Annotated in this window: 25 protein-coding genes; 14 read left to right on the top strand and 11 right to left on the bottom strand. The window is 44.7% G+C overall.

What is annotated here, in order from left to right:
- Positions 1 to 58: 58 nt before the first annotated feature.
- Both L1D60_RS06510 and L1D60_RS06505 read left to right on the top strand, forming a co-directional pair.
- On the top strand, positions 59 to 898 hold the full coding sequence (locus tag L1D60_RS06510) for an alkyl sulfatase dimerization domain-containing protein (protein ID WP_239840280.1): 840 nt from the start codon (positions 59 to 61) through the stop codon (positions 896 to 898).
- A gap of 140 nt (positions 899 to 1,038) precedes the next feature.
- Positions 1,039 to 2,304, top strand: coding sequence for a peptidoglycan DD-metalloendopeptidase family protein (locus tag L1D60_RS06505; RefSeq protein ID WP_239840279.1), 1,266 nt, complete (start codon positions 1,039 to 1,041; stop codon positions 2,302 to 2,304).
- 76 nt (positions 2,305 to 2,380) lie between these two features.
- Here L1D60_RS06505 and L1D60_RS06500 read toward each other — a convergent pair whose 3' ends face one another.
- Both L1D60_RS06500 and L1D60_RS06495 read right to left on the bottom strand, forming a co-directional pair.
- Positions 2,381 to 2,701 carry a heavy metal-binding domain-containing protein gene (locus tag L1D60_RS06500; protein ID WP_239840278.1) on the bottom strand — a complete coding sequence of 107 codons (321 nt, stop codon included), beginning with the start codon at positions 2,699 to 2,701 and terminating at the stop codon, positions 2,381 to 2,383.
- Positions 2,698 to 3,627: a LysR substrate-binding domain-containing protein gene (locus L1D60_RS06495; protein WP_239840277.1), complete on the bottom strand. Its 930-nt coding sequence runs from the start codon at positions 3,625 to 3,627 to the stop codon at positions 2,698 to 2,700. The genes L1D60_RS06500 and L1D60_RS06495 overlap by 4 nt, the downstream gene beginning before the upstream one ends.
- A 91-nt stretch (positions 3,628 to 3,718) precedes the next feature.
- Between L1D60_RS06495 and L1D60_RS06490 the strand changes: the two genes are divergently transcribed.
- Positions 3,719 to 4,693 carry a DMT family transporter gene (locus L1D60_RS06490; protein WP_239840276.1) on the top strand — a complete coding sequence of 325 codons (975 nt, stop codon included), beginning with the start codon at positions 3,719 to 3,721 and terminating at the stop codon, positions 4,691 to 4,693.
- Here the strand turns inward: L1D60_RS06490 and L1D60_RS06485 are convergent.
- On the bottom strand, positions 4,665 to 7,568 hold the full coding sequence (locus tag L1D60_RS06485; protein ID WP_239840275.1) for an HD domain-containing phosphohydrolase: 2,904 nt from the start codon (positions 7,566 to 7,568) through the stop codon (positions 4,665 to 4,667). The two genes, L1D60_RS06490 and L1D60_RS06485, sit on opposite strands and share 29 nt — an antisense overlap.
- A 158-nt stretch (positions 7,569 to 7,726) precedes the next feature.
- On the opposite strand from L1D60_RS06485, the gene L1D60_RS06480 reads away from it, so the two are divergent.
- From L1D60_RS06480 to L1D60_RS06465, 4 genes are all read left to right on the top strand, one after another.
- Positions 7,727 to 8,473, top strand: coding sequence for a phosphatase (locus tag L1D60_RS06480; RefSeq protein WP_239840274.1), 747 nt, complete (start codon positions 7,727 to 7,729; stop codon positions 8,471 to 8,473).
- 130 nt (positions 8,474 to 8,603) lie between these two features.
- Positions 8,604 to 8,999, top strand: a complete 396-nt coding sequence (locus L1D60_RS06475; RefSeq protein WP_239840273.1) for a cytochrome b562 — start codon at positions 8,604 to 8,606, stop codon at positions 8,997 to 8,999.
- Between the two features lie 233 nt (positions 9,000 to 9,232).
- Complete coding sequence (locus L1D60_RS06470) at positions 9,233 to 9,583, top strand: hypothetical protein (RefSeq protein WP_239840272.1); 351 nt, start codon at positions 9,233 to 9,235, stop codon at positions 9,581 to 9,583.
- Positions 9,584 to 9,697: 114 nt separating this feature from the next.
- Positions 9,698 to 11,122 carry a PepSY domain-containing protein gene (locus L1D60_RS06465; RefSeq protein ID WP_239840271.1) on the top strand — a complete coding sequence of 475 codons (1,425 nt, stop codon included), beginning with the start codon at positions 9,698 to 9,700 and terminating at the stop codon, positions 11,120 to 11,122.
- A gap of 77 nt (positions 11,123 to 11,199) precedes the next feature.
- Here L1D60_RS06465 and L1D60_RS06460 read toward each other — a convergent pair whose 3' ends face one another.
- Positions 11,200 to 11,583: a VOC family protein gene (locus tag L1D60_RS06460; RefSeq protein WP_239840270.1), complete on the bottom strand. Its 384-nt coding sequence runs from the start codon at positions 11,581 to 11,583 to the stop codon at positions 11,200 to 11,202.
- The gene (locus tag L1D60_RS06455) at positions 11,583 to 12,515 is read right to left on the bottom strand and encodes a LysR family transcriptional regulator (RefSeq protein WP_239840269.1); all 933 of its coding nucleotides are present in this window, start codon (positions 12,513 to 12,515) and stop codon (positions 11,583 to 11,585) included. The genes L1D60_RS06460 and L1D60_RS06455 overlap by 1 nt, the downstream gene beginning before the upstream one ends.
- Positions 12,516 to 12,755: 240 nt before the next feature.
- Here L1D60_RS06455 and L1D60_RS06450 point away from each other — a divergent pair, with 240 nt between their 5' ends.
- Both L1D60_RS06450 and L1D60_RS06445 read left to right on the top strand, forming a co-directional pair.
- On the top strand, positions 12,756 to 14,000 hold the full coding sequence (locus tag L1D60_RS06450; RefSeq protein ID WP_239840268.1) for an MFS transporter: 1,245 nt from the start codon (positions 12,756 to 12,758) through the stop codon (positions 13,998 to 14,000).
- A 53-nt stretch (positions 14,001 to 14,053) separates the two neighbouring features.
- The gene (locus tag L1D60_RS06445) at positions 14,054 to 14,866 is read left to right on the top strand and encodes a helix-turn-helix transcriptional regulator (RefSeq protein WP_239840267.1); all 813 of its coding nucleotides are present in this window, start codon (positions 14,054 to 14,056) and stop codon (positions 14,864 to 14,866) included.
- Positions 14,867 to 14,899: 33 nt separating this feature from the next.
- Here L1D60_RS06445 and L1D60_RS06440 read toward each other — a convergent pair whose 3' ends face one another.
- A complete protein-coding gene (locus tag L1D60_RS06440; RefSeq protein ID WP_239840266.1) occupies positions 14,900 to 15,649 on the bottom strand; it encodes an EAL domain-containing protein in 750 nt (249 codons plus the stop codon).
- 357 nt (positions 15,650 to 16,006) lie between these two features.
- Between L1D60_RS06440 and L1D60_RS06435 the strand changes: the two genes are divergently transcribed.
- From L1D60_RS06435 to L1D60_RS06425, 3 genes are all read left to right on the top strand, one after another.
- Positions 16,007 to 17,200, top strand: coding sequence for a glycine C-acetyltransferase (locus L1D60_RS06435; RefSeq protein WP_032550346.1), 1,194 nt, complete (start codon positions 16,007 to 16,009; stop codon positions 17,198 to 17,200).
- A gap of 83 nt (positions 17,201 to 17,283) precedes the next feature.
- Entirely contained in the window at positions 17,284 to 18,315 is a 1,032-nt protein-coding gene (gene tdh / locus L1D60_RS06430) for an L-threonine 3-dehydrogenase (RefSeq protein WP_061031177.1), read from the top strand.
- A gap of 173 nt (positions 18,316 to 18,488) precedes the next feature.
- Positions 18,489 to 19,334, top strand: a complete 846-nt coding sequence (locus L1D60_RS06425; RefSeq protein ID WP_345772857.1) for a hypothetical protein — start codon at positions 18,489 to 18,491, stop codon at positions 19,332 to 19,334.
- A 47-nt stretch (positions 19,335 to 19,381) separates the two neighbouring features.
- On the opposite strand, the gene L1D60_RS06420 is transcribed toward L1D60_RS06425, so the two are convergent.
- Positions 19,382 to 19,537, bottom strand: coding sequence for a hypothetical protein (locus L1D60_RS06420; protein WP_239840264.1), 156 nt, complete (start codon positions 19,535 to 19,537; stop codon positions 19,382 to 19,384).
- Positions 19,538 to 19,824: 287 nt separating this feature from the next.
- Here L1D60_RS06420 and L1D60_RS06415 point away from each other — a divergent pair, with 287 nt between their 5' ends.
- The gene (locus tag L1D60_RS06415) at positions 19,825 to 20,070 is read left to right on the top strand and encodes a hypothetical protein (protein WP_061031174.1); all 246 of its coding nucleotides are present in this window, start codon (positions 19,825 to 19,827) and stop codon (positions 20,068 to 20,070) included.
- Positions 20,071 to 20,148: 78 nt separating this feature from the next.
- On the opposite strand, the gene L1D60_RS06410 is transcribed toward L1D60_RS06415, so the two are convergent.
- From L1D60_RS06410 to L1D60_RS06400, 3 genes are all read right to left on the bottom strand, one after another.
- Positions 20,149 to 21,372 (bottom strand): DUF819 family protein, encoded by a 1,224-nt coding sequence (locus L1D60_RS06410; protein WP_239840263.1) that lies wholly within the window; start codon positions 21,370 to 21,372, stop codon positions 20,149 to 20,151.
- A 515-nt stretch (positions 21,373 to 21,887) separates the two neighbouring features.
- Complete coding sequence (locus tag L1D60_RS06405; RefSeq protein WP_061031172.1) at positions 21,888 to 23,813, bottom strand: monovalent cation:proton antiporter-2 (CPA2) family protein; 1,926 nt, start codon at positions 23,811 to 23,813, stop codon at positions 21,888 to 21,890.
- A 3-nt stretch (positions 23,814 to 23,816) separates the two neighbouring features.
- Positions 23,817 to 24,431, bottom strand: a complete 615-nt coding sequence (locus L1D60_RS06400) for an NAD(P)H-dependent oxidoreductase (RefSeq protein WP_239840262.1) — start codon at positions 24,429 to 24,431, stop codon at positions 23,817 to 23,819.
- 304 nt (positions 24,432 to 24,735) lie between these two features.
- Here L1D60_RS06400 and L1D60_RS06395 point away from each other — a divergent pair, with 304 nt between their 5' ends.
- The gene (locus tag L1D60_RS06395; protein ID WP_239840474.1) at positions 24,736 to 25,812 is read left to right on the top strand and encodes a beta-eliminating lyase-related protein; all 1,077 of its coding nucleotides are present in this window, start codon (positions 24,736 to 24,738) and stop codon (positions 25,810 to 25,812) included.
- A 99-nt stretch (positions 25,813 to 25,911) separates the two neighbouring features.
- Here the strand turns inward: L1D60_RS06395 and L1D60_RS23535 are convergent, their stop codons facing one another.
- Positions 25,912 to 26,037 carry a hypothetical protein gene (locus L1D60_RS23535; protein ID WP_008218887.1) on the bottom strand — a complete coding sequence of 42 codons (126 nt, stop codon included), beginning with the start codon at positions 26,035 to 26,037 and terminating at the stop codon, positions 25,912 to 25,914.
- Between the last annotated feature and the right edge of the window lie 184 nt (positions 26,038 to 26,221).

Below are 26,221 nucleotides of genomic sequence, written 5' to 3'. Positions count from 1 at the left end.
CGAATTGCGTAATTTCAATATAGAGTGACCTAATATCAAGATCTATAAGGAATATACGATGCTAAGAGTGGTTTGGTTAGTAATAATGGCAGTGTTACCTATGATGAGTGTTGCATCTGAGGAGACACGATATTCTGAGCAAGAATACCTAGATAGGCCATTGATGGAACGTTACATCTTGGATGAACTCAAGTCGCTGCGAACTGATCAGCAAGATCTGGAACGCAGAATGATCGTTCAAATTACTGACCGTGAGCTAGATGTCGCGGATAAGTCGCTTAATTACGCGAATGTTACCGTCACTTACTTCTTTTACATCATCGCGGGTGTGGCTTCTTTGATCGCACTGATTGGTTGGCAATCGCTCAAAGAAATTAAACACAACACTAAAGAGATGGCCGATCAACGGTTGGATAAGATCGCTCAAGAATACGAGAAGAAGTTTGTTGCGTTAGAGCGAGATCTAAAGCGTAAAACTCGTATTATCTCGGAAAACAATCGTGAGATTGAGATCATCAACGAAGTACACAACCTTTGGCTGAGAGCTCAAAACCAACAAACGCCAGAGCAGAAGCTAGAGATTTATGATGAGATCCTCAAGATTCGTCCGGGTGACTTAGAAGCACTGACTTACAAAGCGGATGCGGCCATGGAGATGCAAGAATTCCACTGGGCAATGAGTTTATGTAACCGTGTGCTAGAAGTCGATGATCAAAACGCGCACGCCCTTTATCAACGCGCTTGTGCCTACGCGCGTTTAGGCTCGGAATCTCAAGCGATTGAAGATCTGAAACGCTCAATAGAGGCTAGCGCCTCAATGCGTGACCTTATCTCTGATGAAACCGACTTCGAAATGTTAAGAGGTTTAGAGGGTTTTGAAGCGTTACGTGAGGAGTAATAGGTCTGCAACATAGCCTAGCCAGTGACCGATAGGGCTGAGATATAGCTTCATTAGATTGTTACAAACACTGGTTTATTAGCTCTAATTGTTATGTTATAACAATTGAAGTTTTTACCTCTGCAAACTCAATTCGACCTATGAAGTTTATTCGCCTAGGGCTAGTGGCCATCGCTATTGTTGCCTTTTCGCTAGCTGCCATCCTCTCTATTGAACCTGAGCCCCCTCAAGAAATTGAAATCAAAATTATACCTTATCAAGAGTTGGTAAAGGGCGAGGCTGTCCCGCCTCAACCAACAGAAGTTTCTGAATCGAATAGCAATCTCGTAAAGGTGCACTACTTTGTTAAAGTCGGGGATACCCTCAGTAATATATTTTCTTCGTGGCAACTACCATACGAAACGGCTCATAAGATTCTTGAAGTGGATTTAGAAACGCTGAAGTTAGATACGATTAAGCCGGGTGACCACCTAGAATTGCTGGTGGATAAAGAGACACGCCGTTTAGTGAAGCTTACGTATCATGAAAGTTTGATTGAGCGCTCAGTCTATTCTCTAAATGACGATGGCAGTTTTGACTATCAGTTCATCGAAATGCCGGGTGAGTGGAAAGAGAAGATGTATACCGGTGTGGTCAATGGCAGCTTCTCTCTATCTGCGCATAAAATTGGCTTATCGAGCCGCCAAATTGCCAATATCACACGAACCTTGAGAGATAAGATTAATTTTGCTCGAGACCTTCGGGCTGGTGACCGTTTCAGTGTGTTAGTGAGCGAGCAGTATGCTGATGATCACTTAACTGGCAAGACAGAAGTTCAAGGGATTTCGATTCAGCTTAGAGGTCGAGAAGTTGCTGCATTTCTTGCCGACGATGGTCGTTTTTACGACCGTGAAGGCAACAGCCTAGAACAAGCATTCGATCGCTACCCGGTAGATCGCCAGTATCGCCGAATTACTTCGGCATTTAACCCAAAGCGAAAACACCCCGTAACAGGGCGCATTGCTCCACATAACGGGACAGACTTCGCGACTCCGGTTGGCGCGCCTATTTATTCAACAGGTGATGGTAAAGTCATCGCAGTACGAAACCATCCATATGCAGGCAAGTACCTAGTTATTGAGCACAACAGCGTTTACAAAACTCGCTACCTACACTTACACCGATTCCTAGTAAAGAAAGGGCAGCAAGTGAAACGAGGTCAGAAGATCGCTCTTGCCGGAGCAACAGGGCGAATTACTGGCCCACACTTACACTTTGAAGTGTTAGTTCGCGACCGCGCAGTTGATCCGATGAAAGCAAACTTACCAATGGCAAGCTCAATCTCTAAAGAAGAAAAGAGTGCCTTCTATGCGCGAATTTCTGAGTTTGATAAATGGCTGGAAGGTTATCAAGATCAACCTAGCTAATTTTAGCGCCCCGAAGATTAATTGTTAGAACTAGCCCTTTGACGACAAACTGAGTTCATCAAAGGGCTTAATGGTATTAGTCAACTACTACAGCCGTGCCACTGGCCGAAACCATGAGCATGCCGTTGCCTTGACCCAATACTTCGTAATCAATGTCGACACCGACAACGGCGTTTGCACCCAACTCTTGAGCTTTTAGTTCCAGTTCTTGGAATGCATAAGAGCGTGCCTTTTCGAGCTCCTTTTCATAGGTGCCCGAACGGCCACCAACGAAATCTCGAATTCCAGAAAACATATCTTTAAACACGTTAACACCGAGGATGGCTTCTCCAGCAATCACACCCTTGTACGCGACGATGCGTTTTCCTTCCACTGATTGGGTTGTTGTCACGATCATAATGCAGTTCCCTTAATGGTTTCATCTTTGCGGTTAGACGCAAATTGCGCCCGTAACCATGCTCTTAGTTTTAGCACACTTTCATTTTTGAGTTTGTTATCTGAACAGACAAAATAATAGTCTTGATGCGGATTCGAAACGGGGTCGCTAATTTCAACCAAAGCTCCGTGTTTTATGTCGTCACGAACAAACAGCCGATGGGTGACAAGTATGCCAAGAGAACGTGTCGCCGCTTGTACCGCCTGAATAGAGACATCAAAGGAGAGGTTGGTGCTGAAAAAGGGCATAGGTAGCTGATGTGCATCACACCACACTTGCCAATCGTTCTCTCTACGTGGGTTGAAAACGCCAATGACGGGGTAGGTCTTGAGTAGCTGTTCCATGGATTGTGAGCCCCGTTCACTGACTAAATTTGGGCTTGCGACTAGAACTAACTCGTCATCACCAAGCTTTTCACAGTAGTAATTTTGCCACTCTCTCGGCTTTCCATGTACCAACGCAATGTCGACACCCTCTTGATCGAGGTCGAAGTAACCGATGCGGTTCGAGAGTCGGATATCTAAGCTAGGTGAGTCTTGTTGCAACATAGGAACTCGAGGTATCCACCAATGCAGCGCTAGAGAGTTGACCATATTGACGGTCAAACGGTTCTCTTTCGGTGTATTGGCTAATTGATCGGTCGCGTCGACTATTTGTTCTAGAGCAGGAGCGACTTTGCGATAGTAGCGCTTACCATCGGCATTAAGAACCACGCGTCGCCCCACGCGTTGGAATAGGGGCTTATTGACTTGCTGCTCTAAAGATTTGATCGCTTGGCTCACGGCGGAGTGGCTAACAAACAGTGCCTTAGCGGCTTCGGTCATGCTGCCTGTCTCAGCGACCGCGACAAAAGCGTAGATTGACTTTAATGGAACCAGTTTCTTCATAAGTAAGTTTTCCTTACAGTTCTGGTTAATATTACTCGCTATTTTTTGTTGTGTCAGCCTTCTAGAATAAAGCGCATAGGAGGTGATAATTATGTCTGATATTACCAAGGCCACCCTGTTTATGGTGGTGTCTACATTTAGCCTGTCAGTCGGCGGGCTTGCCGCGAAATATCTCGCTGAAATCATGCCAGTAACCTTGCTCGTTTTTTCTAGATTCTTCTTTCCTGGTTTGATTTTACTGTCGATCTTAGTTTTCGTTCGATTGCGTAAACCGAGCCGTACGCTACTCAAACCTATTGTATCTCGAGCTTTATGCATGACAGCTTGTCAGCTCTGTTTTTTATCATCGCTACAGAGCTTAACCTTAGTTGAGAGTATTGTTCTGTTTAGCACTGGTCCTTTGTTTATCCCAGTGTTAGAAAAATTAATATTTGGTGTGAAATTCAACCCAAGGATTTTAGTTTGTTTAGGAATGACGTTTACCGGTGTTGTACTGATGGCGGGGAATCTATCTGAGTTAGACTTTAAGCCGGCGATCTTAATTGGCTTGATGGCTGGTTTCTTTAACTCTGGTTCACAAGTGAGTTTATACCGAGCATCAAAAGGCGAATTGTCAGCAGCAGAGATGAACGCTTGGACTTTCTTGATCGCCGCTCTATTGGCTTTACCGATTATGATTTACAGCGTGATCGATATTGTGGCACTCGACCAGGTGCTCATTACTAATGTGGGTGAAGGGCATACGCTATCGAATTTTTATTGGGTTGGATTGATGTTGGCAATATTTGCGGCGTTTACCATCAATACACAAATCTGTCGTGCCAAAGCTTACCGACTCGTCAGCAGCGGCTCTCAATTGGCTCCACTGATATTCACCACACTCTTGTTTAGTGCGATTTGGCAAGCTCTGTTGTTCGATGACACATTCTCGAATGAAAAACTATTTGGCATCGGGTTGATTCTTCTTGCCAGTATGGTCAACACCTTTCTGTCTCATCGAAAAAACAAGCTTGCTACCAAGTTAGACACGGAAAGCCCTAAAACAGTGAACGAATGTAGGCCTTAACTTTCTCTATATGCTGTGGCGTATCAACGTCACTGTGTTGCTCAGGCTCAAGAAAAGCATCGGCATAGCGTTTGTAAATGTCTTTCTCTAAGAACAGTAAATAGAGCTTAGGGTCGATGTGCCCAGTGGTTGCCATACGAGTCATAATGTTTAAAGACTCTTCTAGGTTTTTTCCATGTTTATATGGGCGATCACTAGACGTCAATGCCTCGAACACATCAGCAATCGCCACCACTTTGGCTTGGATAGAGAGTTCATCATCATCCAACCCAAATGGGTAGCCTTTACCATCGATTCGTTCATGGTGATAACTGGCGATTTTCGGTATCTCTTTAAGGTGTTCAGGGTAGGGAAGCTTATTGAGCATCACCGAGGTCTGGATAATATGATCGTTAATCATAAAGCGTTCTTCAGGAGTTAAGGTACCGCTACGTACCTTAAGGTTGTAAAGCTCCCCACGGTTGTATTTTAGCTTGCCAGGTTTGAGTACATAGTCTTCTTGCCATAAATCTTGTGGGCTTAAACCTTTCTCCCACGGCACACAATGTTGAGGTTTGTCTGCGAGTAAAGGCTCCATGATAGGTAGCTCTGATTCTTCTTCAAAGCGTATCTTTTCTGTCCAAGCGATACCGACTTGATCGCTAAGTGTTCGTTTCCATTGATATTTGGCGATTTCATCAAGGCGAGCTTGATTCTCTTCTTCCATTCGCTCTGAACCGATGTTGCATTGAGCGACAAAAGCGAAGTCGTCGTCGAGTTGTTGATGTTTACTTTTCAGCTTCTCGAGTTCTTTTTCTTGCAGTGATCCGTTGGCAATCGCTTTCCAATAGTCCGTTTCGGCTTGTTGTTTAAGAAGTTCAAAACGCATTCTTATCTCGTGAATGCGGTCATAAAGGGTTTCGAGTTTGGTGGCTTTGTCGACCACGTACTCAGGCGTTGTTACTTTGCCGCAGTCATGTAACCAAGAAGCCAAGCTCAATGCTTCCCACTGCTTTTTGTCTAGCGCAAACAGTGGGTAGTAGCGATCGTCTTTAACTGCTGCTTCGGTCAGCCATTGCGTGAGTTCTGGAACGCGCTGACAGTGCCCTCCTGTGTATGGTGATTTGGTATCAATAGCGGACGCAATCAGCTCAATAAAGGCGTTGAGCATCTCTTTCTGTTGCTGCATTTGATCGATGTTGTCTTTGGCGATTTCGGCAAAACTCAACAGTTCGCGTAGAAAAGCGTGTTTGTCCGATTGCATTTTTGATATCGCACGCTCATAGCCAATAATCACAATCCCGACGAGTTGCTTCTCTCTATTTAGAAGCGGAAAGAAGTACAGATCTGAATTGAAAATCGTATCGTGGTATTGGTTCAGAGCATTTTCACTTCTGTCTAAATGAACCACTTCTCCCATTTTCAATTTTGCGAGTAACCAAGGGGTATCTTTAACAAATTCGTTGAGATCGGCTTTAAATGGGATGATGGCGTGGTTGGCGGCAATCTCAAACTGCTTTTGTTTGTTGTCATAGGCATACAACAAGATGGTTTCCGCTTTCGTGATAAGGTAGCTCTGGTGAGCAATGGTTTTAGCCAATACCGAGAAGTCCTGATTGCCTGCGGTATCCCGAAGTAGGGCAATTAGGTCATGCAGAGTATGCTCCATAAGTTCGATGGAATGTGCCAAGTTGGCCACTTCATTGATCATGCTCTTAGGGTAGTGAGTGCGCTTAAAATCAAAGCGAGCGATGTTGTGCGTTAACTCCATCAGCTTTTGGAGCGGCATAGAAAGTCGATTGGCTACAAGCCAAACTAATCCAAAACAGATGAACAGAAGAATAACGGCAACGGTGACTTGCCTATCCCTCATCGATATTAAATCCGAGAGTAAGTCGGTATGAGGTGTCGCTTCTGCAAGAAATAGAGTGACGTTGGCCGTTAACTGCACCGGTGTCAAAGTTAGAGCCCAAGCATTAAGGTTGTACTCAACACTCTGAATACTCTGCTTTGATGCTTTGTTACCGAGTAAGAGTGGAGCCAGAACCGACTCTTGAAGCGCATTGTTGGCTTCTCGTGAATTCATGCGTATGGAGTTGGTAATAGAAGTAGTGGCATCAAGGTCGAGTTGATGATGGCCAAGTAGGTTCAAATGACGATCGAACAGCGCCAAGCGGCTTTGTGGAGAGAAAGCTAGATCGCCAATCTGAGCAGATAGGGAATTGAGCGTAAAATCTGCACCTAACACATACTGCTGGTCACTAGAGCGGCGAGATAACGTAATCCCTGGAGTTTTGAGAAAATAGAATTGGTAAGGCTCTGATAGCTGAATCGAACCGTCTCTCTTGGCGTTGAGAAACCAAGGCCGTGTTCTTGGATCAAAAAGATCTTGCCCCTGTTCTCGTTGGCTGATGACTTGATGCGCGCCATCAAGGAAAGTGATTCGTGTTAGCCCATCGGTCGAGGTTTCTGTGACCATCATGGTCGCTTTCGAGGGTGCGCTGTGTTCCTGGCGCTGTTTGTTGGTTTTAATGGGTCTGAAGAGCTTAAAGTCACCATTCTCGGAACCGTAGAATAGAGCAACGAGGCTCGGGCTTTGTTGGAATATAAGGTCTAATGACGACAGCCAAGCATGATATTTGTTCTGCGTGCTTTCATCGTTAATGAAGGGGCTAACGGCCAGAACATTGAGGGCCGTGACCACAGGGGCGACTGACTGCTTAAACACCAATTCAAGCTTATCGCTGTGCTCCTGGCTGACCTCTTCAATGGTGCCTAACAGCAGTTGTTGAGAGTGCTTGTAGCTCATCATAATCAGCACAGTTCCAACAATGCTGGTCATGATTAAAAACAGTGTTGTGATGTGTATGCTTAAGGGGTAACGTTTTTTTCTCATTATTATTTACCAATCAAGTGACTGGTTTAAGTATTGTTGAAGCTGATAAGGTTGCAAAAAAATGACTCAACTTAGGCATTCTCGGTATGCTAATTGTCATTTTGAGCTGATAGACTGATTGAAGCATCCAGAGCAGAGAGCGGAGTGAAAGCGCACAGATGAAATTACAAGTTGATACCCATACCCATACTTACGCCAGTGGTCACGCATACAGTACCTTAATTGAGAATGCCAAAGCGGCCAGTGAGCGAGGTCTTGCGATGTTTTGTACGACGGATCATTCAGAGTCTATGCCGGGTGCGCCTCACTACTGGTTTTTCAGCAATCAACGTATTCTTCCTCGTTTTATTGAAGGTGTGGCGATTATCCGCGGTGTTGAATCCAATATCATGAATACCGATGGTGAGATTGACGTGCACCCGAGTGTCGATAAAAACCTCGATTGGGCTATCGCAAGCTTTCATGAACCTGTTTTTCGCCCTGCAGACAAAGCCGCTCATACTTTGGCGTTGATAAACGTAATCAAGGCAGGGCGCGTAGATGCGCTTGGGCATTTGGGTAATCCAAACTTTGACTTTGTTTTTGAGGCTGTGATTGATTGCGCTGTTGAGCATAATGTGGCTATTGAGATCAATAACACCACCTTGAAAGGTAATAGCCGTATAGGCAGTGTCGAGCGCTGTTATGAAATTGCTAAAATTGCCAAGGCAAAAGGGGCATACATCACAACTGGCAGTGATGCACACTTCTGTGCGGATGTCGGGGGCTTAGACCTCGTTTCTCAGCTGCTTGATGAAGTCGGTATACCATCAGAGAAAGTCATTACCCATTCGCCTAGCCAGTTTCTGCGCTTTTTAGCACTACGTGGCCGCAATGCAATCCCAGAATATTCAGATCTTGTTTAAGAGAATGTTGGCGGGTTTGCATTTCGTCACAATCATTTTTTGTGTGTGCGGCATTTTTGTATAAACTAGCGCTCACAAATAAAGTCATAAGCACCGTAAACAAAAAGGTGTGTCTTCAACTGGAGAAACAATGAAAACTCGCTCAATTCTTTTATCTGGCCTGATTGCGGCCTCGGTGATGTCGGCATCAGCGTTTGCAAACGTAGATCTCAAGAAAAACATGCAGGAAATGAAGCTTGCATTCAAACAAGCTGCAGAAGCTCAAAGCATTGAAGAGATGCAAAAGCCAATGGTACATCTAGACACTTTGGTTGCAGAGCTGAAAACGGGTTCTTACCCTGCAGAGAAAGAGCAAAACTTTATGGAAGGTTTCTCTAAGATCCAAGCATCAATTGATTCAATTGAGCAGAAGCTAGAACAAGGTCAATTTGAAGAAGCGAAGCAGGAGCTACGCACGATCGACGGCCTACGTGAGCAATACCACGAGAAGCGTAACCCGAGTATCTGGAGCAAGCTATTCGGCTAACCTTATCGATGCTCTAGCCTAAGAGTATCCTATTGCACATAGAGAATTCTAAACGCCACACCGGCTTTTGTTGGTGTGGCGTTTTTATTTCGAACAAACTGACTATGTGAATGATATCAATAATGTGCGTTAGCTTAGGTTTTTAACATAATGTTAATTAATCCGTTTAAACGACTGTTTAGCTGATTCATAATGTTGGGAATTTATAAACCCTATTTATAGATTCGTACTAGATGCGTCAAACGTCGTTCAATTACTCCATGTTATGGGCTACCGCTTTAAGCTGGGCGCTCATTACACTGATGCCTGTTATCAATGCTCATGGTAACAGCGCTGGCGTGTGGGCGACGCTTTGTACCGTAAATGGGTTTGAGCTAGTACAAGTTGAAGAAGGGGAGCCACAAACACACAACGGTAAACCGTGTCCCTTCAGCCATTTTTCTAGCTTCCATCATGATGAAATTCCAACTGCACTACTAACAACTCGACTGAGTTCGATTGTCTCAGACGGCTACGCTTTTTTGGCTCTAAGCGAGGCTTTTAAGAGACACTCTCCTAGAGGTCCGCCTCAAGCTATTTCCTAACCTAAATAACAACAAATAAAACAACATACATAAGTAAAGTTAATCTGCTCACACCTTTTTCCACTTTCTGATGACCTCAGAAGGTGTTTTGGTGCGTGCAAAAAGGAAATATCAATGTCGAGAATTGAATCTCAACCTGCCGCTCCGGCTCAAAGTAAAACCCTCTATTTTCTCACTTGGCGATGGCACTTCTACGCAGGCCTGTTCGTTATCCCATTTATGTTGATGCTCAGTGTAACCGGGCTGGTGATGCTACTTGATGACGAGCTAGAAAGCGCACTTTATCCAGAAGCATTAATCGTTCAAAGCGGCGTAACAGACACTAGAGTATCGATTAACGAACAGTTAAATGCGGTTAAAGCTCTGTACCCCGAAGGGACTGTTACTCAATTCATTACCGCGAAGTCGGAAAGCTTGCCGAATCGTTTCTCGGTCAACCTATCTGATGGCCGTTCGGTTTTTGCTACCGTTGATCCTTTCTCGGGTGAGGTCGTTGGTGAGATCCCGCGCAGCGAGAGTTGGTATCAGTTAGCAAATGACATTCACGGCACCTTGCTAGTAGGGGATTGGGGCGACTATCTGATCGAAGTGGCGACCAGTCTCTCTATCCTTCTTTTGGTCTCAGGTATCTATTTATGGCTGCCACGTGATAATGCAACCAAAGCTGGATTCTTAAAGATTCGCTTCTCATCGGGAACACGTATTTTGATGCGCGATCTACATGCGAATCTTGGTGGTACTCTGTCTCTGGTTCTGCTGCTGTTCCTTCTATCAGGTCTTGCTTGGGCTGGTTTCTGGGGCGGGAAAATGGTTCAGGCTTGGAGCAGCTTTCCTGCACAAATGTGGGATGACGTACCATTGTCTGATAAAACGCATGCTTCTTTAAATCATGGCTCCGAAGAGGAGTTACCTTGGAACTTGGAGCAAACGCCACTACCGGAATCGCACGACCATTCCACAATGGCGGATGAGCATAGTCACCATGATGTGTCTGCACAGAGCATTTCGCTTGAGGAAGTCATTCAAACCGCGTCTAGATTGGGCTTCACCTATTATCGAGTCAATTTTCCGCGCTCTGAAACAGGGGTCTATACCATCACCGCTAATACCATGGGTGGTGATATTGTCGACCCGAGAAAAGACAGAACAACCCACCTAGACCAATACTCAGGCCGTATCCTCGGTGAGGTAACATGGAACGATTACAATGTGATGGCTAAAACCCTAGCTGTTGGTATCTCTTTGCATCAAGGCGATATCAGTGTGGTGAACAAAATTCTTAACGTCCTGTTCTGCTTAGCCTTTATTGCTGTATCAATCACTGGCGGAGTCATGTGGTGGGTGCGCCGCCCTGTTGGCAAAGGGAAGTTAGGAGTACCACCTAAGTTTGAAGATTCAGGCATCTGGAAAGCGGGCTTGGTGACGGTGGTCTTAATCTCTGTGCTGTTTCCGTTAGCCGGAGCGACCATTGCCATCGTGATGCTACTGGACTGGCTACTGTTCTCACGCGTTGAAAGATTGAAGATGGCTCTGAGCTAGAGAGAAAACCGCCCCTTTTGTGAAAGAGGGGCGGTGTATTAATTTAAACAACGATTGTCATGTATTCGGTGGTTCTTTTACGCCTGATAAAGCTCCAGTGGCAACCCATCGGGGTCGGCGAAAAAAGTAAACTCTCGACCAGTGAACTCATCCACTCGAATAGGTTCGACTCCCACGCCTTTACTTTCTAAGTAGTCTTTCATTTGTTGAACATCATCAACACAAAAGGCTAAATGTCTTAATCCTTGAGCTTCTGGAAAGCTTGGTCTTTCTGGCGCATTAAGGAAGCTAAATAGTTCAATTTGAGCACCATTGGGCAGCGCTAAATCGAGCTTGTAAGATTGGCGAGCTTCGCGATAGTTCTCGGCAACAATTTCCAGTTTTAGAATCTCGGTATAAAAGCGCTTCGAGACTTGATAATCGGAGCAGATGATTGCTGCATGGTGGATTCCTTTCAGCACTATCTTGTCTCTCCTGCAAGTTTGTCGCTTAAATGTTCCATGGCGTAGTCTATGAAAACACGCAGACGCGCTGGCATGTACTTCGTTTGAGCAAATTGCATTGCGATAGCACCGTGATAGTTACTTTTGATTGTCCAATCATTGAGAACTTGAACTACGCTCCCTTCAGCTAAGGCATCTTGAATCACGAAGTCGTGGAAAATACCGATTCCCAATCCTTCTTGTACTCCTTTTAAACGCATTTGCGAGTGGTTCACAGCGTAGCGACCACTGACTGAGACCGTGTGGAATTCATCGTCTTTGAGGAAATCCCAGATGTGGTCTTTGTCTGTCTCAGCAAGGTACAAACAGTCATGCTGGCTAAGATCTGTGGGATGTGAAGGCGTTCCCTTATTCGCTAGATAATCTGGACTTGCACACAAGACTAGATTGGTTTTGCCAAGCTCCTTCAGTACCAAGCTCTCATCGGGCTTGTCGGTAAGGCGAAACGCGATATCAATTCCCTGACGCAAAATATCGATGTCTCCATCAGCAGCGCGTAGTTTGAGTTGAATCTCTGGGTACTGGTTAAGGAAAGGGACAACAAAGGGCTGCAAGACAGAGTTTAGAAAAGCCTCGGGAGCCGCCACGATTAGAGAACCAGAGGGCTCAGTATGATCAGACGTTGAGAGCTCTACCGCTTGTTGTGCCGCACTAATCATCACTACGCTCTGGTCGTACACTAGCTGACCTGCTTGCGTAATGATCAGGCTTCGGGTAGTACGCTCGAATAGTTTCACTGATAGCGCTTTTTCCAACCGGGTGATGAGCTTACTCAGTGCTGATGGCGTTACACCAAGCTGCTTGGCTGCGGCGGTAAAGCTGCCCTCATTAACCACCAAAATAAAGGAGGCAAGATCAGGAAGTAGGGCTATCAGTTTTGGGTTGATCATAACGTTGGGTACTCGGCCAGTGGGCTGATATTTCTAGAAATCGACTATCAGCATCATACGTCAAACTCCATTCAATATTAAGCGCAGTGTTTTGTGTGGCTTGCGTCACATTATGCTGGCGAATTAAGCAGAAGATTCCGTGTTTTATAAAAACAATTTCCGCCTATGTATTTATTCAATCAAATACATATACTGGCTGAATAGTCATAATTAAATCAGTTGGTTAAGGGAGCGGTATTCATGGATAGATCGGAGAGCTTATTTCAAAAGCAGCGTATAAAACGGTTTAACTTTTCAGTATGGACAGTTCTGACTGGAACGTTACTCGCCCGAACAAGCTACTTTATGACATGGCCTTTTCTGATTGTCTTTCTCTATGAAGATTACGGTGCATCTGCGATTGAAGTCGGCACCATGCTCGCGGTTTCCGCTGTTGTTGGGGCTGGGACTGGGCTCTACTCGGGTTACCTTTCGGACAAGCTAGGGCGCAAATGGGTCATGGTGCTAGGCAGTTGGATTGCCTCGATATCCTACACCGGCATCGCATTAGCGAGTGAAGTCTGGCAGTTCTATGTGCTGATAATGATGACAGGTTTGATGCGCCCGATGATCGAAGCGCCAGCAAAAGCGGTGATAGGTGATAACCTCAGTGACTTGAAAGACAGAGAATTAGCACTCAATATTCGTTACTTCTTACTTAATTTGGGTGGTGCACTCGGCCCACTGATCGGTATCACTTTGGCGCTTGCCCAGCCACAAAACCTGTTCTTTGTTGCTGGTGGTACTTATGTCGTTTACGGTTTCTGGCTGCTGTTAGGAATTGAGCGCAAAGGTACTTTTACCAAGCCGGATCCCTCTCAACTGCCTAATTTTGCCGCGACGCTTAATGTGATTCGCAAAGACAATATTTTTGTAAAACTGATGGTCGCTAACTTCATCATGATGTTTGTCTATGCGCAGGTGGAGTCGTCTATTCCTCAGGTCATCGTACGTTCATCAATCACAGACGCAGCACAGTTAATCGCGGGTCTGGTCTTGGTCAACACTCTCACCATTATTGTCTTTCAATTCCCGATGCTTAAATGGCTTGAGCATGTGCCGCTGTTTGTGAGAACTCGAATCGGCATGATTTTGATGGCGATTGCGCAAATTGGCTTTCTTTTTACACCAAATAATTGGCCACTAGGTTGGGGAATTGCTTGTTTTATATTAAGTTTAGGAGAAGTGATTGCTTTCCCAACCCTTAATGTACAAATCGATAGAATGGCACCGCCACATCTAAGAGGCTCTTACTTCGGTGCGGCTGCACTTTACTCTCTTGGCTTTGCTATTGCGCCACTGCTTGGTGGTGTGGTGATAGAGATGTTGAGCGCCTACTGGCTATTTGTGCTCTGTTTCATCCTATGTTTGGTGATGATTTGGTTGTACTGGTTGGCAGAGCATACCGAAGACAGTGTCGAAAGAGAGCCGATTACCCAGAGCTAGCGAGATAAGCCTTGGGTGTTAAGCGACAGATAATAACTAAGGCAACGTGAGTTATGGATAAATCGAATTTTGCACAAGAGTTAAAGTGCCTGCGTGAAGAGAAAGCTTTATCTCAGGAAGAGCTGGCTGATATTTTATCGACCTCTCATCGAGCATTTTCCGGTATTAACCAGGTGATGGTTAGTCAGTGGGAGCGTGGTAAAACGCTCCCTAGCTTTGTTCGTCGCTTAGGCATCGCCAGCTTCTTTCAACGAGAGTATGAATTTTCGGTAGATGAGATGGTTCATGTGAAAGGCGCCTCTAAGCTAATGGACACACGCTTTAATATTGATATTGGCTACGATTATCACATCACTAGCGTTGAATCGACAGACGTCAGTGCGTTGTCTGACGAGCGTTTGAGCTCGATTAAGAACATGCATCAAAAGCTGTACGGGCAAGACTTTATAAAGGTTTCGAGTCAGCTTGGGATTGAACTTGCCAACATGAAAGCACTCTGTTTCCTATATAACGGTGTCATCATTGGGCACGTTATCTATGATGGTGCTTCTAAAATGCTATGTAGTCTGGCTGCGGTCAGTGTCACTATCCGACGCAAAATCTTCGATGATCTCGCTAATCGTTTTAAAGGTACCGAGTTTCGATTCCCAACGATAGATCCGGCAATGTGCCAGTTTCTCTATGACCTCTATTTTGAACCTTACACCACAAAAATGGGCATGGTGTTCTTCAAGGCTGAGATCACCAAAGTAGTGAGTAACCCGTTTTCGCAGACCATTCAAAACAAGCACGATATCTATTTCAAATACTTAAGGTATCAAGACCTTAAGCAGAAAAAGAAAAGCGTCGAGTTTGTTTTAGCTTAGCCGCTAGCATTGTTCTCATTGGAATGAACCTAATTACATGAGCAGCATTAGGTCTGGTAGAGCAACAGGTTTGCTGTATAAGAAGCCTTGGTAACTATCAAAACCAAGTTGCTGAACTCGATTTCTAGTCGTGTGGTCTTCTACACCTTCAGCTACTGTCGAAATCCCTCTGTTTCGACAGTACTCAATCACGGTTTCGATCAGCTGTGATGCTTCGCTTACAGGTTTGTTAATCAAAGAGCGATCGAATTTAACCTCATCAATACTAAGTTTTTGAATCTTATCGATATCTGAATAGCCGACACCAAAATCATCAACACTAAACTTTACGCCGAGCGCCTTGTAGCTCTCCATTTGAGACGCCAACGAAGAACAAAGCTCATCATTCTCACTCAGCTCAAAAGTGAGCTGCTTAGCTGGAAAAGAGCTGTTCCAAAGCATCTCTCTGACTCTCGCCACATTGTTTGGATTGGCTAATACTTGTTTACTGATGTTTACCGCCAAGTTTAACGACGGAGAAACAGCACGTATCTCAGTGAGCGCTTGCTCTAACACATTAAAGAAGATGGTCTCTTCATAACCAAGCGCAAACGCGCGATCAATGAATGTACCGGGTGCGAAGATACCGTGCTCAGGGATATCCAATCGGAAAAGCGCTTCTACTCCAATTACATCTGTATTGTCAGAGCCGTCGCTAGAGTCAGCTTTTACTTTTGGCTGGTAAAAGCATGTGTGCCACTCATTGGCGAAAGCTTCCTTGATCAATTGGTCAGATAAGTTCATTGGTCAGTGCGCTCATTTGTTAAGGGAGGCGCATTGTGGGGGCATATGCGTTTAGTCACTATATCGTTTTGCGGGAAAATTTTTTAATTCGACATAAATCGAACTATTAGTGTTTGTGAGTTCTTTTTCTAATCAGGTTGGACGGTGAATTGTGACTCTCTTCATAGTTAAGGCATTTGATTCGTGCCTCAGGTTCATTAATGTTTTTCCAACTAGAGGGATAATCGAGATCGAGATGTTCTACTAGAATGTAGGCATAAGTTTTACAGTGTAAATGGCGCTCACGTCACCGTTTATACTCCCCCTATAAATAAGCAGCGAATTCGCTGTGAATAATAACTAGGAAGGAATTAGACAATGTCTTCTGCATTCTACCAACAGATTGAAAAACAAATTGAAGAAGTAAAGGCTGAAGGTCTTTACAAGTCTGAGCGTGTAATCACTTCTCAGCAGCAAGCAGCTGTTAAAATTTCAACAGGCGAAGAAGTACTTAACTTCTGTGCAAACAACTACTTAGGTCTAGCTAACCACCCTGAACTTATCGAAGCTGGTAAAGCGGGTATGGATCAACACGGCTTTGGTATGGCGTCTGTACGTTTCATCTGTGGTACTCAAGACATCCACAAAGAGCTAGAAGACAAACTATCTACATTCCTTGGTAAAGAAGACACGATTCTTTACACATCTTGTTTCGATGCGAACGCAGGTCTTTTCGAAACTATCCTAGGCAAAGAAGATGCAATCATCTCTGATGCTCTAAACCACGCTTCAATCATTGATGGTGTTCGCCTATGTAAAGCAATGCGCTTCCGTTACGCGAACAACAACATGGAAGAGCTAGAGCAGCAACTTATCGCGGCTAAAGAAGCAGGTGCTCGTCACACGCTAATCGTAACTGACGGCGTATTCTCTATGGACGGCGTAGTAGCAAACCTTCCAGCTATCTGTGACCTAGCAGACAAATACGGCGCTCTAGTAATGGTTGATGATTCTCACGCAGTGGGCTTCATGGGCGAAAACGGCGCGGGTACTCACGAGTTCCACAACGTTGTTGACCGTATCGACATCATCACAGGTACGCTAGGTAAAGCAATGGGTGGCGCTTCAGGCGGTTACACGTCTGGTAAGAAAGAAGTGATCGACTGGCTACGTCAGCGTTCTCGTCCATACCTATTCTCTAACTCAGTTGCTCCAGCGATCGTTAACGCATCTATCCGTGTTCTTGATCTTCTAAAAGAGAGCGGTGAGCTTCGCGACCGTCTATGGGAAAATGCTGCACACTTCCGTACTCGCATGGAAGACGCTGGTTTCACAATGGGTGGTGCTGACCACGCAATCATTCCAATCATGCTAGGTGACGCAAAGGTAGCGGCTGAATTCGCAGAGCGCGCACTAGAGAAAGGCATCTACGTTGTAGGTTTCTCTTTCCCTGTAGTACCAAAAGGCCAAGCACGCATCCGTACTCAAATGTCTGCTGCACACTCTCGTGAGCAACTAGACCGCGCTATCGATGCATTCATCGAAGTGGGTAAAGAGATGGAAATCATCTGATTCTGAGGCTTTACTCAGAATATAGATAACGCAATATTTTTGATTCTCGCCTTATAGTTAGGCGAGATGAACTAGGTAACATTATGAAAATTAAAGCACTTTCTAAGCTTAAGCCTGAAGAAGGCATTTGGATGACCGAGGTTGAAAAACCTGAAATGGGTCATAATGATCTTCTTATCCGTATTAAGAAAACCGCAATTTGTGGTACAGACGTACATATCTACAACTGGGATGAGTGGTCACAAAACACAATCCCAGTACCTATGGTTGTAGGTCACGAATACGTAGGTGAAGTTGTTGGCATCGGCCAAGAAGTTCGTGGTTTTGAAATCGGCGATCGTGTTTCTGGCGAAGGTCACATCACATGTGGTCACTGTCGTAACTGTCGTGGCGGCCGTACTCACCTTTGTCGTAACACAACAGGTGTTGGTGTTAACCGCACTGGTGCATTCTCTGAATACCTTGTGATCCCTGCGTTCAACGCGTTTAAGATCCCTGCAGAGATTTCAGATGATCTAGCATCAATCTTTGACCCGTTTGGTAACGCAGTGCACACAGCGCTTTCTTTCGACCTAGTAGGTGAAGACGTGCTAATCACTGGTGCTGGCCCAATCGGTATCATGGCTGCTGCGGTTGCTAAGCACGTAGGTGCTCGTCACGTTGTAATTACTGACGTAAACGAATACCGCCTAGACCTTGCTAAGAAAATGGGTGTAACGCGCGCAGTAAACGTGATGGAAGAGAAGCTAGAAGACGTAATGGCTGATCTAGGTATGACAGAAGGCTTCGATGTAGGTCTTGAAATGTCTGGTGTACCATCTGCGTTCAACAGCATGCTGACTAACATGAACCACGGCGGTAAGATCTCTCTACTAGGTATTCCACCATCAGACATGGCAGTAGACTGGAACCAAGTAATCTTTAAAGGCTTGGTTATCAAAGGTATCTACGGTCGTGAGATGTTCGAAACTTGGTACAAGATGGCTTCACTAATCCAGTCTGGCCTAGATCTGTCTCCAATCATTACTCACCACTACAAAGTAGACGACTTCCAAGCTGGCTTCGACATGATGCGCTCTGGTATGTCTGGTAAAGTAATCCTAGATTGGGAATAAGCAGATAGGGGAGACCCTTAGCTAGTTCCACAATGAAAATGCCCCAAAGAAATTTGGGGCATTTTTGTTTTTTGAGGGCGAACAAATCCCCATGTCGCCTAATGGCTATTTTGAATATCGGCAGTCTTTAAAATACGCGTAAATACACAGCGTTTATATTTAGAGAGGGCTTAATGGCTTGTAAATCACTTGCTGTAATAATGAGTGGATTATTATTAACGTCTACTGTCGCGATTGCTAATGAAGAAAGTAATCAAACAGCAGAGCAGGCAGCAAAGGAACTTGCAAACCCGAACACGGCTTACGCGAGCCTGAACTTAAAACTTCAATACTCTGCCGGATACGACGGAGGAGGGGACAGTTTTGCTACGGTTCTTCAGCCGACGCTACCATTCCCTATGGAGAACGGCGACAAAGTCATCTTCCGCCCGGCTATCTCTTATGTTCAGAATGATTTCAATGTGAATACGCCGACAAGTTCCCAACATATGGATCAGTCGGGAGTGAGTGATATTTCCTTTGACCTAGCTTATGCGCCCAAAATGGAAGGTGGGACCATTGCCGCTTTTGGTGTGTTTGCTTCGTTACCAACCGGAAGTAGTGAACTCACGGCGGATCAGTTTGCTGTTGGCCCTGAGTTTATGTACGGTAAAGTAAGCGCCGATCGCGTGGTAGGTGTGTTCCCAAGCCACCTTTATGGTGTATCTGGCAATGGCGCGGATCACTCTGATACACGCATCAAAAAGACATCTACGCAGTTGTTTTGGGTAGAGTTGTTGGAGGGAGGGTGGACGGTAGGCTCAGCGCCGACACTTTCCTATGACTGGAACAAAGAGCAGGCTGAAATTCCGTTGAATATTAGCGTAAGTAAAACAACGGTGTTCAACGGTCGTCCTTGGAAGTTTGGTATTGAAGCTAATTACTATATCGAGAAAGATGAAAAGACTCGCCCGGACTTCATGTTGAGCTTTAACGTCAGCCCAGTCGTTGAAAACAAGTTAGCATCTTTGTTCGATTAGTAGGGTTTAAGAGATAGAGGCTGGACGGTCGTCGTTTGGCCTTCTCACTAAAACCAATAAGTTAGCCACAAAGCAAATAAAGACATAGCTGAGAGCGTAGTAATCCACTTGCTAAACATAGGCTTGTTCCAACCAAGGCGAGCAACATCTTGCTCTGTCAGTTCTAGGTTGATTTGTTCGCAGTATCTATCGAGTTCGCCCATCGTCATCACCTTGTTAATCACTTTGATAAGCAATATAACTGGATAGATGTGTTCGTATAAATCAATGATTTTCTAACAGGTGTTTAGCTAGCCTGAACGATGGTTTGTTTTAGTATCAATAGGATGGAATTAAGTCTAAATCTTCCTACAGAAAAGCTAATGAAAACAAAACCGAAAGCGGTTTGAAACTAAGAATAAACTTAAAACACACGATTCATTTTGAAGTGAGATACGATCTATTCTCTATGATAGATTTCAAGCACTTAATCTAATTATTGGTGTTTAAAATGGTACGAGTAGACGTTAGAAAATTATCCAACACATTGATTAAGGCAGGCGTTCCAGAGAAGAGGGCGGTGTTACTTGCCAAAGCATTTAAAGATTCAATTAATGAAATCGACCCGGTATCTCAGTCGTATGTGAACAAAAAGATTGAGAAGTCCAAAAATGAAACTCTTCAGTATCTGCTGGCATTCTTGGGGCTACAGATGATCTTAATTCCTTGTTTTCACTACATCATGACTAACCTGTAGACATAAAAAAGTCCGATATTGGCGTACCAATATCGGGCTTTGATGTTTAATGGATAGCTTGAGCTAAGGTGAGCTCAATTAACCTGCAGCAGCCTGCATGATTAGGCCACAGATGTAAGCGCCGTATGTACCTAATGCGTAACCAAGAACTGCCATCAAGATACCTACTGGAGCCAATGCTGGGTGGAATGCTGCTGCAACCACAGGAGCCGATGCCGCGCCACCAACGTTAGCTTGGCTACCTACCGCCATGAAGAACAGCGGTGCACGAATGATTTTCGCCATCGCAATCATGAGTAGGGCATGGATAGTTAGCCATGTGATACCAATGAAGAAGTAACCTGGGTTGTCAAAGATTGCTGTAACGTCCATTTGCATACCGATGGTAGCAACTAGGATATAGATGAACGCTGAACCAATTTTCGATGCGCCACTGTGCTCTAGGCTACGCGTCGATTTGAAGCATGAAGCGATCAAGGCGAATGTAGTTACCATAACGATTAGCCAGAAGAAGCCAGATGTTAGGCTGTATTTTGCTAGTTCTGGAGCATTCGTTGAGATCCATGGTGCGATTATGTCACTGAAGAAGTGAGCAAGGCCTGTTAGACCAAAGGCAATCCCAGCGATCTTCATGAGATCGGTTGTTGTTGTCGGGCGAGCGTTCTCTTCTTGGTATTTGGATACCGTCTCTTTTAGCTCTTCGATAGATGACGTATCGGCTTTTAACCATGCGTCAATTTTCTTCTGACGGCCAGCCATAATCAAAAGCACTGCCATCCAGATGTTTGCACAGATAACGTCAACCGTAATCATTGCTGAGAACAGTTTATCATTTACTTCGAACACTTCTTTCATTGCCGCTTGGTTAGCGCCGCCGCCAATCCAAGAACCGGCTACTGTTGTGAGTCCACGCCATACATCACCAGAAACGAGGTCAGGGTTAACCTGATCGATAATCAGAATCGCAACGGGACCACCAATGATGATGCCAAGTGTACCGGTAAGGAACATGATCACAGCTTTTGAGCCAAGCCCGAAGATTTTGCGTAGGTCTGCTGAAATGATCAGCAATACAAGTGCGCTTGGAAGTAGGTATCGGCTTGCAACAAAGTAAAGTTTTGAATTGGAAGCGTCGATGATGCCAAAACTGTTAAGTAGTGAAGGTACGAAGTAACAGAGCAATAAACCCGGAACGAACGAGTAGAATTTTTTAAGTGCGCTATTTTGGCTACTTTCCGTGATAAATACACCGCCAAGAATAACAGCTAACATGCCCATAATTACGGCATCATTAGTGATCATTATTATATCTCCTTTAAGGTGAGCGCATAGGTCTCACTTTTTTGATGGCAGGACTATACCGACAACTTCAATTCGTTACAAATTGTAACGATAGACATTCTTTGAAACATTTGTGTTAATTAGATTGGCTTTGATTTGTGAATTGGACGCTTCAGATATTTGCTGTGTGAATGCTTTCGCAAAGGTTAGTAAGGTCGACTTTGATATATGCAATGGTGTTCAACGCCCTGAAACTGGTTGTTGGAATTTTAGCTGAGTTCAGTATAGTTAAAGGAAGTGCATATAAAGCCACATTTTAATTGGGGTTTATGCAGGGTGGGTATGTTTCAAAAATGTAAAAAGTGAATTCGTTTTTGAAGAGAGGGATGAGATTAAAAATTATAACTTGATCACATTAATTGCGATTATTATCCGCTTAGGTATCAATAAATGGCACCTGTTTGCGGTATTTAGGGGCCATAGATAAAGAAAAAGCGGCTAAATAGCCGCTTTTAATTGGGATTGAGAATCGAAGTCTATGATTCCTCTTCCTCAAAACCGTCTGCATAACCTTTTGGAGGCGGTGTCCAACCACGCTCTGAGCGAGAATGCTTATCGGATCGGTCTTTCTTCATGTCTTCTTTCATCGCTTCTTCAAGGTGAATAAATATCTGTCGATAGTTATTGTCGTACCTTGGGTTGTCTTCAGCTTCCGACCAAGCTTTGAATAGCTTTTCAGACTTACGGCTTTCAACACGTTGATAGGTCGATTTCTGCTGTTCTACGAAGAATGGATGATGACCCAACGAGCGTAGTGCTTGTGCGCCCATTTCTAGTGCTGAGTGGTAGGTTTCTGACTCCACGAAATCAGCACCAGCCTCTCTTAAGCGGTAACTATGACCACGGTCGAACGCACGAGCCAAGATTTTTACGTTAGGGTAGGAGTGCTTAACGTACTTGACCAACTCCACGCTTGAGTCTTGATTGTCGATGGCAACAACAAGCATTGCTGCTTCTTCGATACCCGCAGTGTGCAACAGATCGTGACGAGTCGCATCACCAAAGTAAGATTTGATATTAATGGAGCGCAACACGTCGACTTGGTTAGCCTGATGGTCTAGAACCACCGTTTTGACATCGTTCGATACCAATAAGCGGTTAACGATCTGACCGAATCGCCCGATACCCGCAATGATTACTGTGCCTTTCTCTTCGATAGTGTCCTCTTCACGGTCATTCGATTTTTGCTCGTAACGAGGCAGAATCACCTTATCAAACAAAATAAACAGGCCCGGAGTTAGGAACATTGAAAGAGCAACCACTAGTGAGAGCGTTTGAACAATGTCAGCCGGCAATACGTGGTTTTGCGCCGAGAAGCTTAATAGTACGAATCCAAATTCACCGGCTTGCGCCAAGCTCAGTGTAAATAGCCAACGATCGCTGTTCTTGATTTTGAAAATCAATGCCAAGGTAAAAAGCACAGCTGCTTTTAGTAACATGACACCCAGAGTTAGCCCTATGATTAGGATGAAATCATTGAATAGAACATCGAAGTTGATTCCCGCACCTACCGTAATAAAGAACAGGCCAAGCAGCAGTCCTTTGAACGGGTCGATGTTCGATTCCAGTTCGTGTCTGAATTCACTGTTCGCCAGTACAACACCCGCAAGGAAAGTGCCTAGTGCAGGCGATAAGCCGACAAGGCTCATCAGTGCAGCAATACCAATAACCAGCATCAGTGCCGTTGCCGTGAAGATCTCACGCAGGCCAGAGCTTGCGACGAAGCGGAAGAGTGGACGGCTTAAGAAGTGCCCGCCAACAACCACAATCGCGATAGATGCGGTAATCACAAGGCCATAAGCCCAACCAGGTAGACCAGCAACCAGACTTAACTCTTCATGGTGGTCAGAAGCTGAAGTGACCGCGCTTTGTGCAGCTTCAATTAATTCTGGCAACGCCAACAGAGGAATGAATGCCAGCATCGGAATAACGGCAATATCTTGGAATAATAGAACCGAAAAGGCATTCTTACCGCCTTCAGTCTTAGACAAGCCTTTCTCGTTGAATGTTTGAAGTACAATCGCGGTCGATGACAACGCAAAGATTAAGCCGATAGTGAGAGCGATAGTCCAAGGTTGGCCAAAGGCTAGAGCAATGCCCATTACAATCGCTGCTGTGCCTCCTACTTGTAGGCCACCAAGCCCCATCAAACGGTTTCTCATTGCCCATAGCATCTTAGGTTCGAGCTCAAGGCCAACCAAGAACAGCATCATTACCACGCCGAATTCGGCAAAGTGTTGAATGGTGGTGGTTTCTTCACCGACAAGGCCGATGATAGGTCCGATAACCACACCTGCGATTAAATATCCCAGTACTGAGCCTAAGCCAAGACGCTTAGCTATCGGCACTGCGATCACGGCGGCGACTAAGTAGATAAAGGCTTGTAAAAAATATCCAGTCATTCTTTAGTCCCTGTTGATGATTTCGTCGAGGTAGTGGTTTAACTTCGCGACTTTTTTTGCTTTTTTGTAGTCAATACTGCCCGCGACTAGCGACTCCAACAAAAATTTATAGCGCTCAACATGCCCGGTGATGCGGTTCTCTTCCAAGGCGGTTCGCGAGCCAAATAGCGCATAAGGCGCTAAATATTCCATACCACACAAAGCAGCGGTTTGTTCAAGAGGGTGGAGTAGCTCACGAATGGTAAAATGGTTGTAGCCGTCAGTTTGGTAGGCATCCTCTTTACCCCCCGCAGTAATGCTGCAAAGTAATTTCTTACCTTCTAACTCGTTGCCATCTGTGCCATAGGCAAAACCATACTCAAGAACAAGGTCTTGCCACTCTTTTAGAATTGCCGGAGTTGAATACCAATAAAGTGGGAATTGGAAAATGATGATGTCATGGTCCAACAGGCGTTTCTGTTCACGATCGATGTTGATTTTGAAAGTTGGATATTCAGCGTAGAGATCAACACAGGTCACGCCACCAATACGCTTGGCTTGTTCGAATAAGGGTTTGTTTGCTTCAGAGCGATGCTGAGAAGGGTGGGCGAATAGCACCAAGACTCGATTTTTCGACATAAAGCCCTCTTTGTCCGTTAACGAATAATGCTTATTGGAATTATAGATATACAATAATAGAAGAATGATTGAAGAACAACGAATTAGCCCATACTTATCTATTTAGATACATAGGTTTATCGAGTGCTTAATTATATAAAACACGCTCTGATTTAGGTGTTTTTCTTACCTTCACCCTACGACTAAGTAAAACTAATTATTCGTGAATAATAAAAGCGAATAAGCGTATTTTATGTCAACGTTGGTAGCGAACGTAAATAATTCAATCTCTCTACATAGAACAACAATGAATAAAGGAAAAAGTATGAGCATGGACTTGCGTCAACAGTGTAATTTGTTTCTTTCAGGTCACTTAGATCCAACTCCGGACCAAACATTTGCTCAGATGGCTGAATGGTGTGAAGAGCACAACATACATCACGATACTTACGGTGATGGTGAGTTCATCGAAGGCTTTGAAGCCAAAGTTGCAGAGCTGCTTGGATATGAAGCGGCTGTATTTGTTATCACTGGCACTATGAATCAACCAACGGCATTAGAGATCGCCTGCCAGGAGAAAAGAAACCCGCTGGTTGCGATGCATGAATCGAGTCATATCCTGCGTCATGAGCGCCAAGGGTACCAGCTCCAGAACCGCTTTAATGTGTTGCCAGTGGGCAATGTGTTTCGCACTTGGAATGTCGATGACTTGAAAGCGTGGCCAGATGAAATCGCAGCAGCGCTTTATGAGTTACCGATGCGAGAGATAGGTGGTCAGCTACCAGAGTGGGAAGAGCTCGAAGCGATTAAGCAGTATTGCAACGAACAATCCATTCATCTGCATATGGATGGCGCGCGCTTGTGGGAGTGTGGTGCATATTATCAAAAACCTTACAGCGAAATCGCAAAGGGCTTTGATAGTGCGTATGTCTCGCTATACAAAGGGCTAAATGGACTTGGTGGCTCACTGTTGTTGGGTGATAAAGCGTTTGTTGCGAAGGCGTCAGCTTGGATGAAACGACAAGGCGGTAATGTGTATCACCGTACACCTTATGTTGTATCTGCAGCTATGCAGTTTGATCAACGACTAGCGCAGATGCCCGCTTTGTATGAACGCACGAAACAGATCTACCAAATCTTGTTAGATTACCCTCAATTCAAAGTGAACCCACAACAACCGCAAGCGAACATGCTACATCTTTATTTGCCGGCAAGTTACGAAGATGGGGTTGCTTTAAGAGACAATATCGCTAGTAAGCATAAGGTATGGATAGGAAACCCAGCTATCTGTGAGTTACCGAATCAATGCAAGATTGAGTGGTATGTGGGGGATAACTTATTAAACCTGCCGGATCACGAGCTGATCGATATCTTGGACCTCATTAGCGAAGCACTGATTTGATTACCGAACGGCTGGACTGAATGTAGTGAGGAGTGCTAACTAGGATGAATACAGGTGTGTTTACCTGTATTCATTTAAGTCGGGACAATAGAGGGTGTGTTACATATATTGGTTGATGTACACGTCGACTAGGAACATAAATACTGGAACGGTGCTAAGAACTCCGAAGAAGACGATAGGCACCCAGTTTTTCATTTTCTTTTTAGGTTGCTCTGTATTGTTCATAGATTCGGCCTTAAATTCGTTGTTGAGTCTGCGCTTGGGTTAGAACTGAATGGTATCAAATAAATTAGCACTGCCCTATGCGGATTTGGTATTTCGTGGTGTGCATCAAACACAGAAAATTGCGTTGATTCATAAACGGTTCATAAAGGCTCAACAATAATGAACCTATTGAAAGAAGCGCAGC

The organism is Vibrio sp. Isolate30, assembly GCF_022397975.1.
GTDB classification, from domain to species: Bacteria; Pseudomonadota; Gammaproteobacteria; order Enterobacterales; family Vibrionaceae; genus Vibrio; species Vibrio fortis.
Note: the sequence above shows the minus strand (reverse complement) of the source record. Positions and strands in the feature narration are given on the sequence as shown.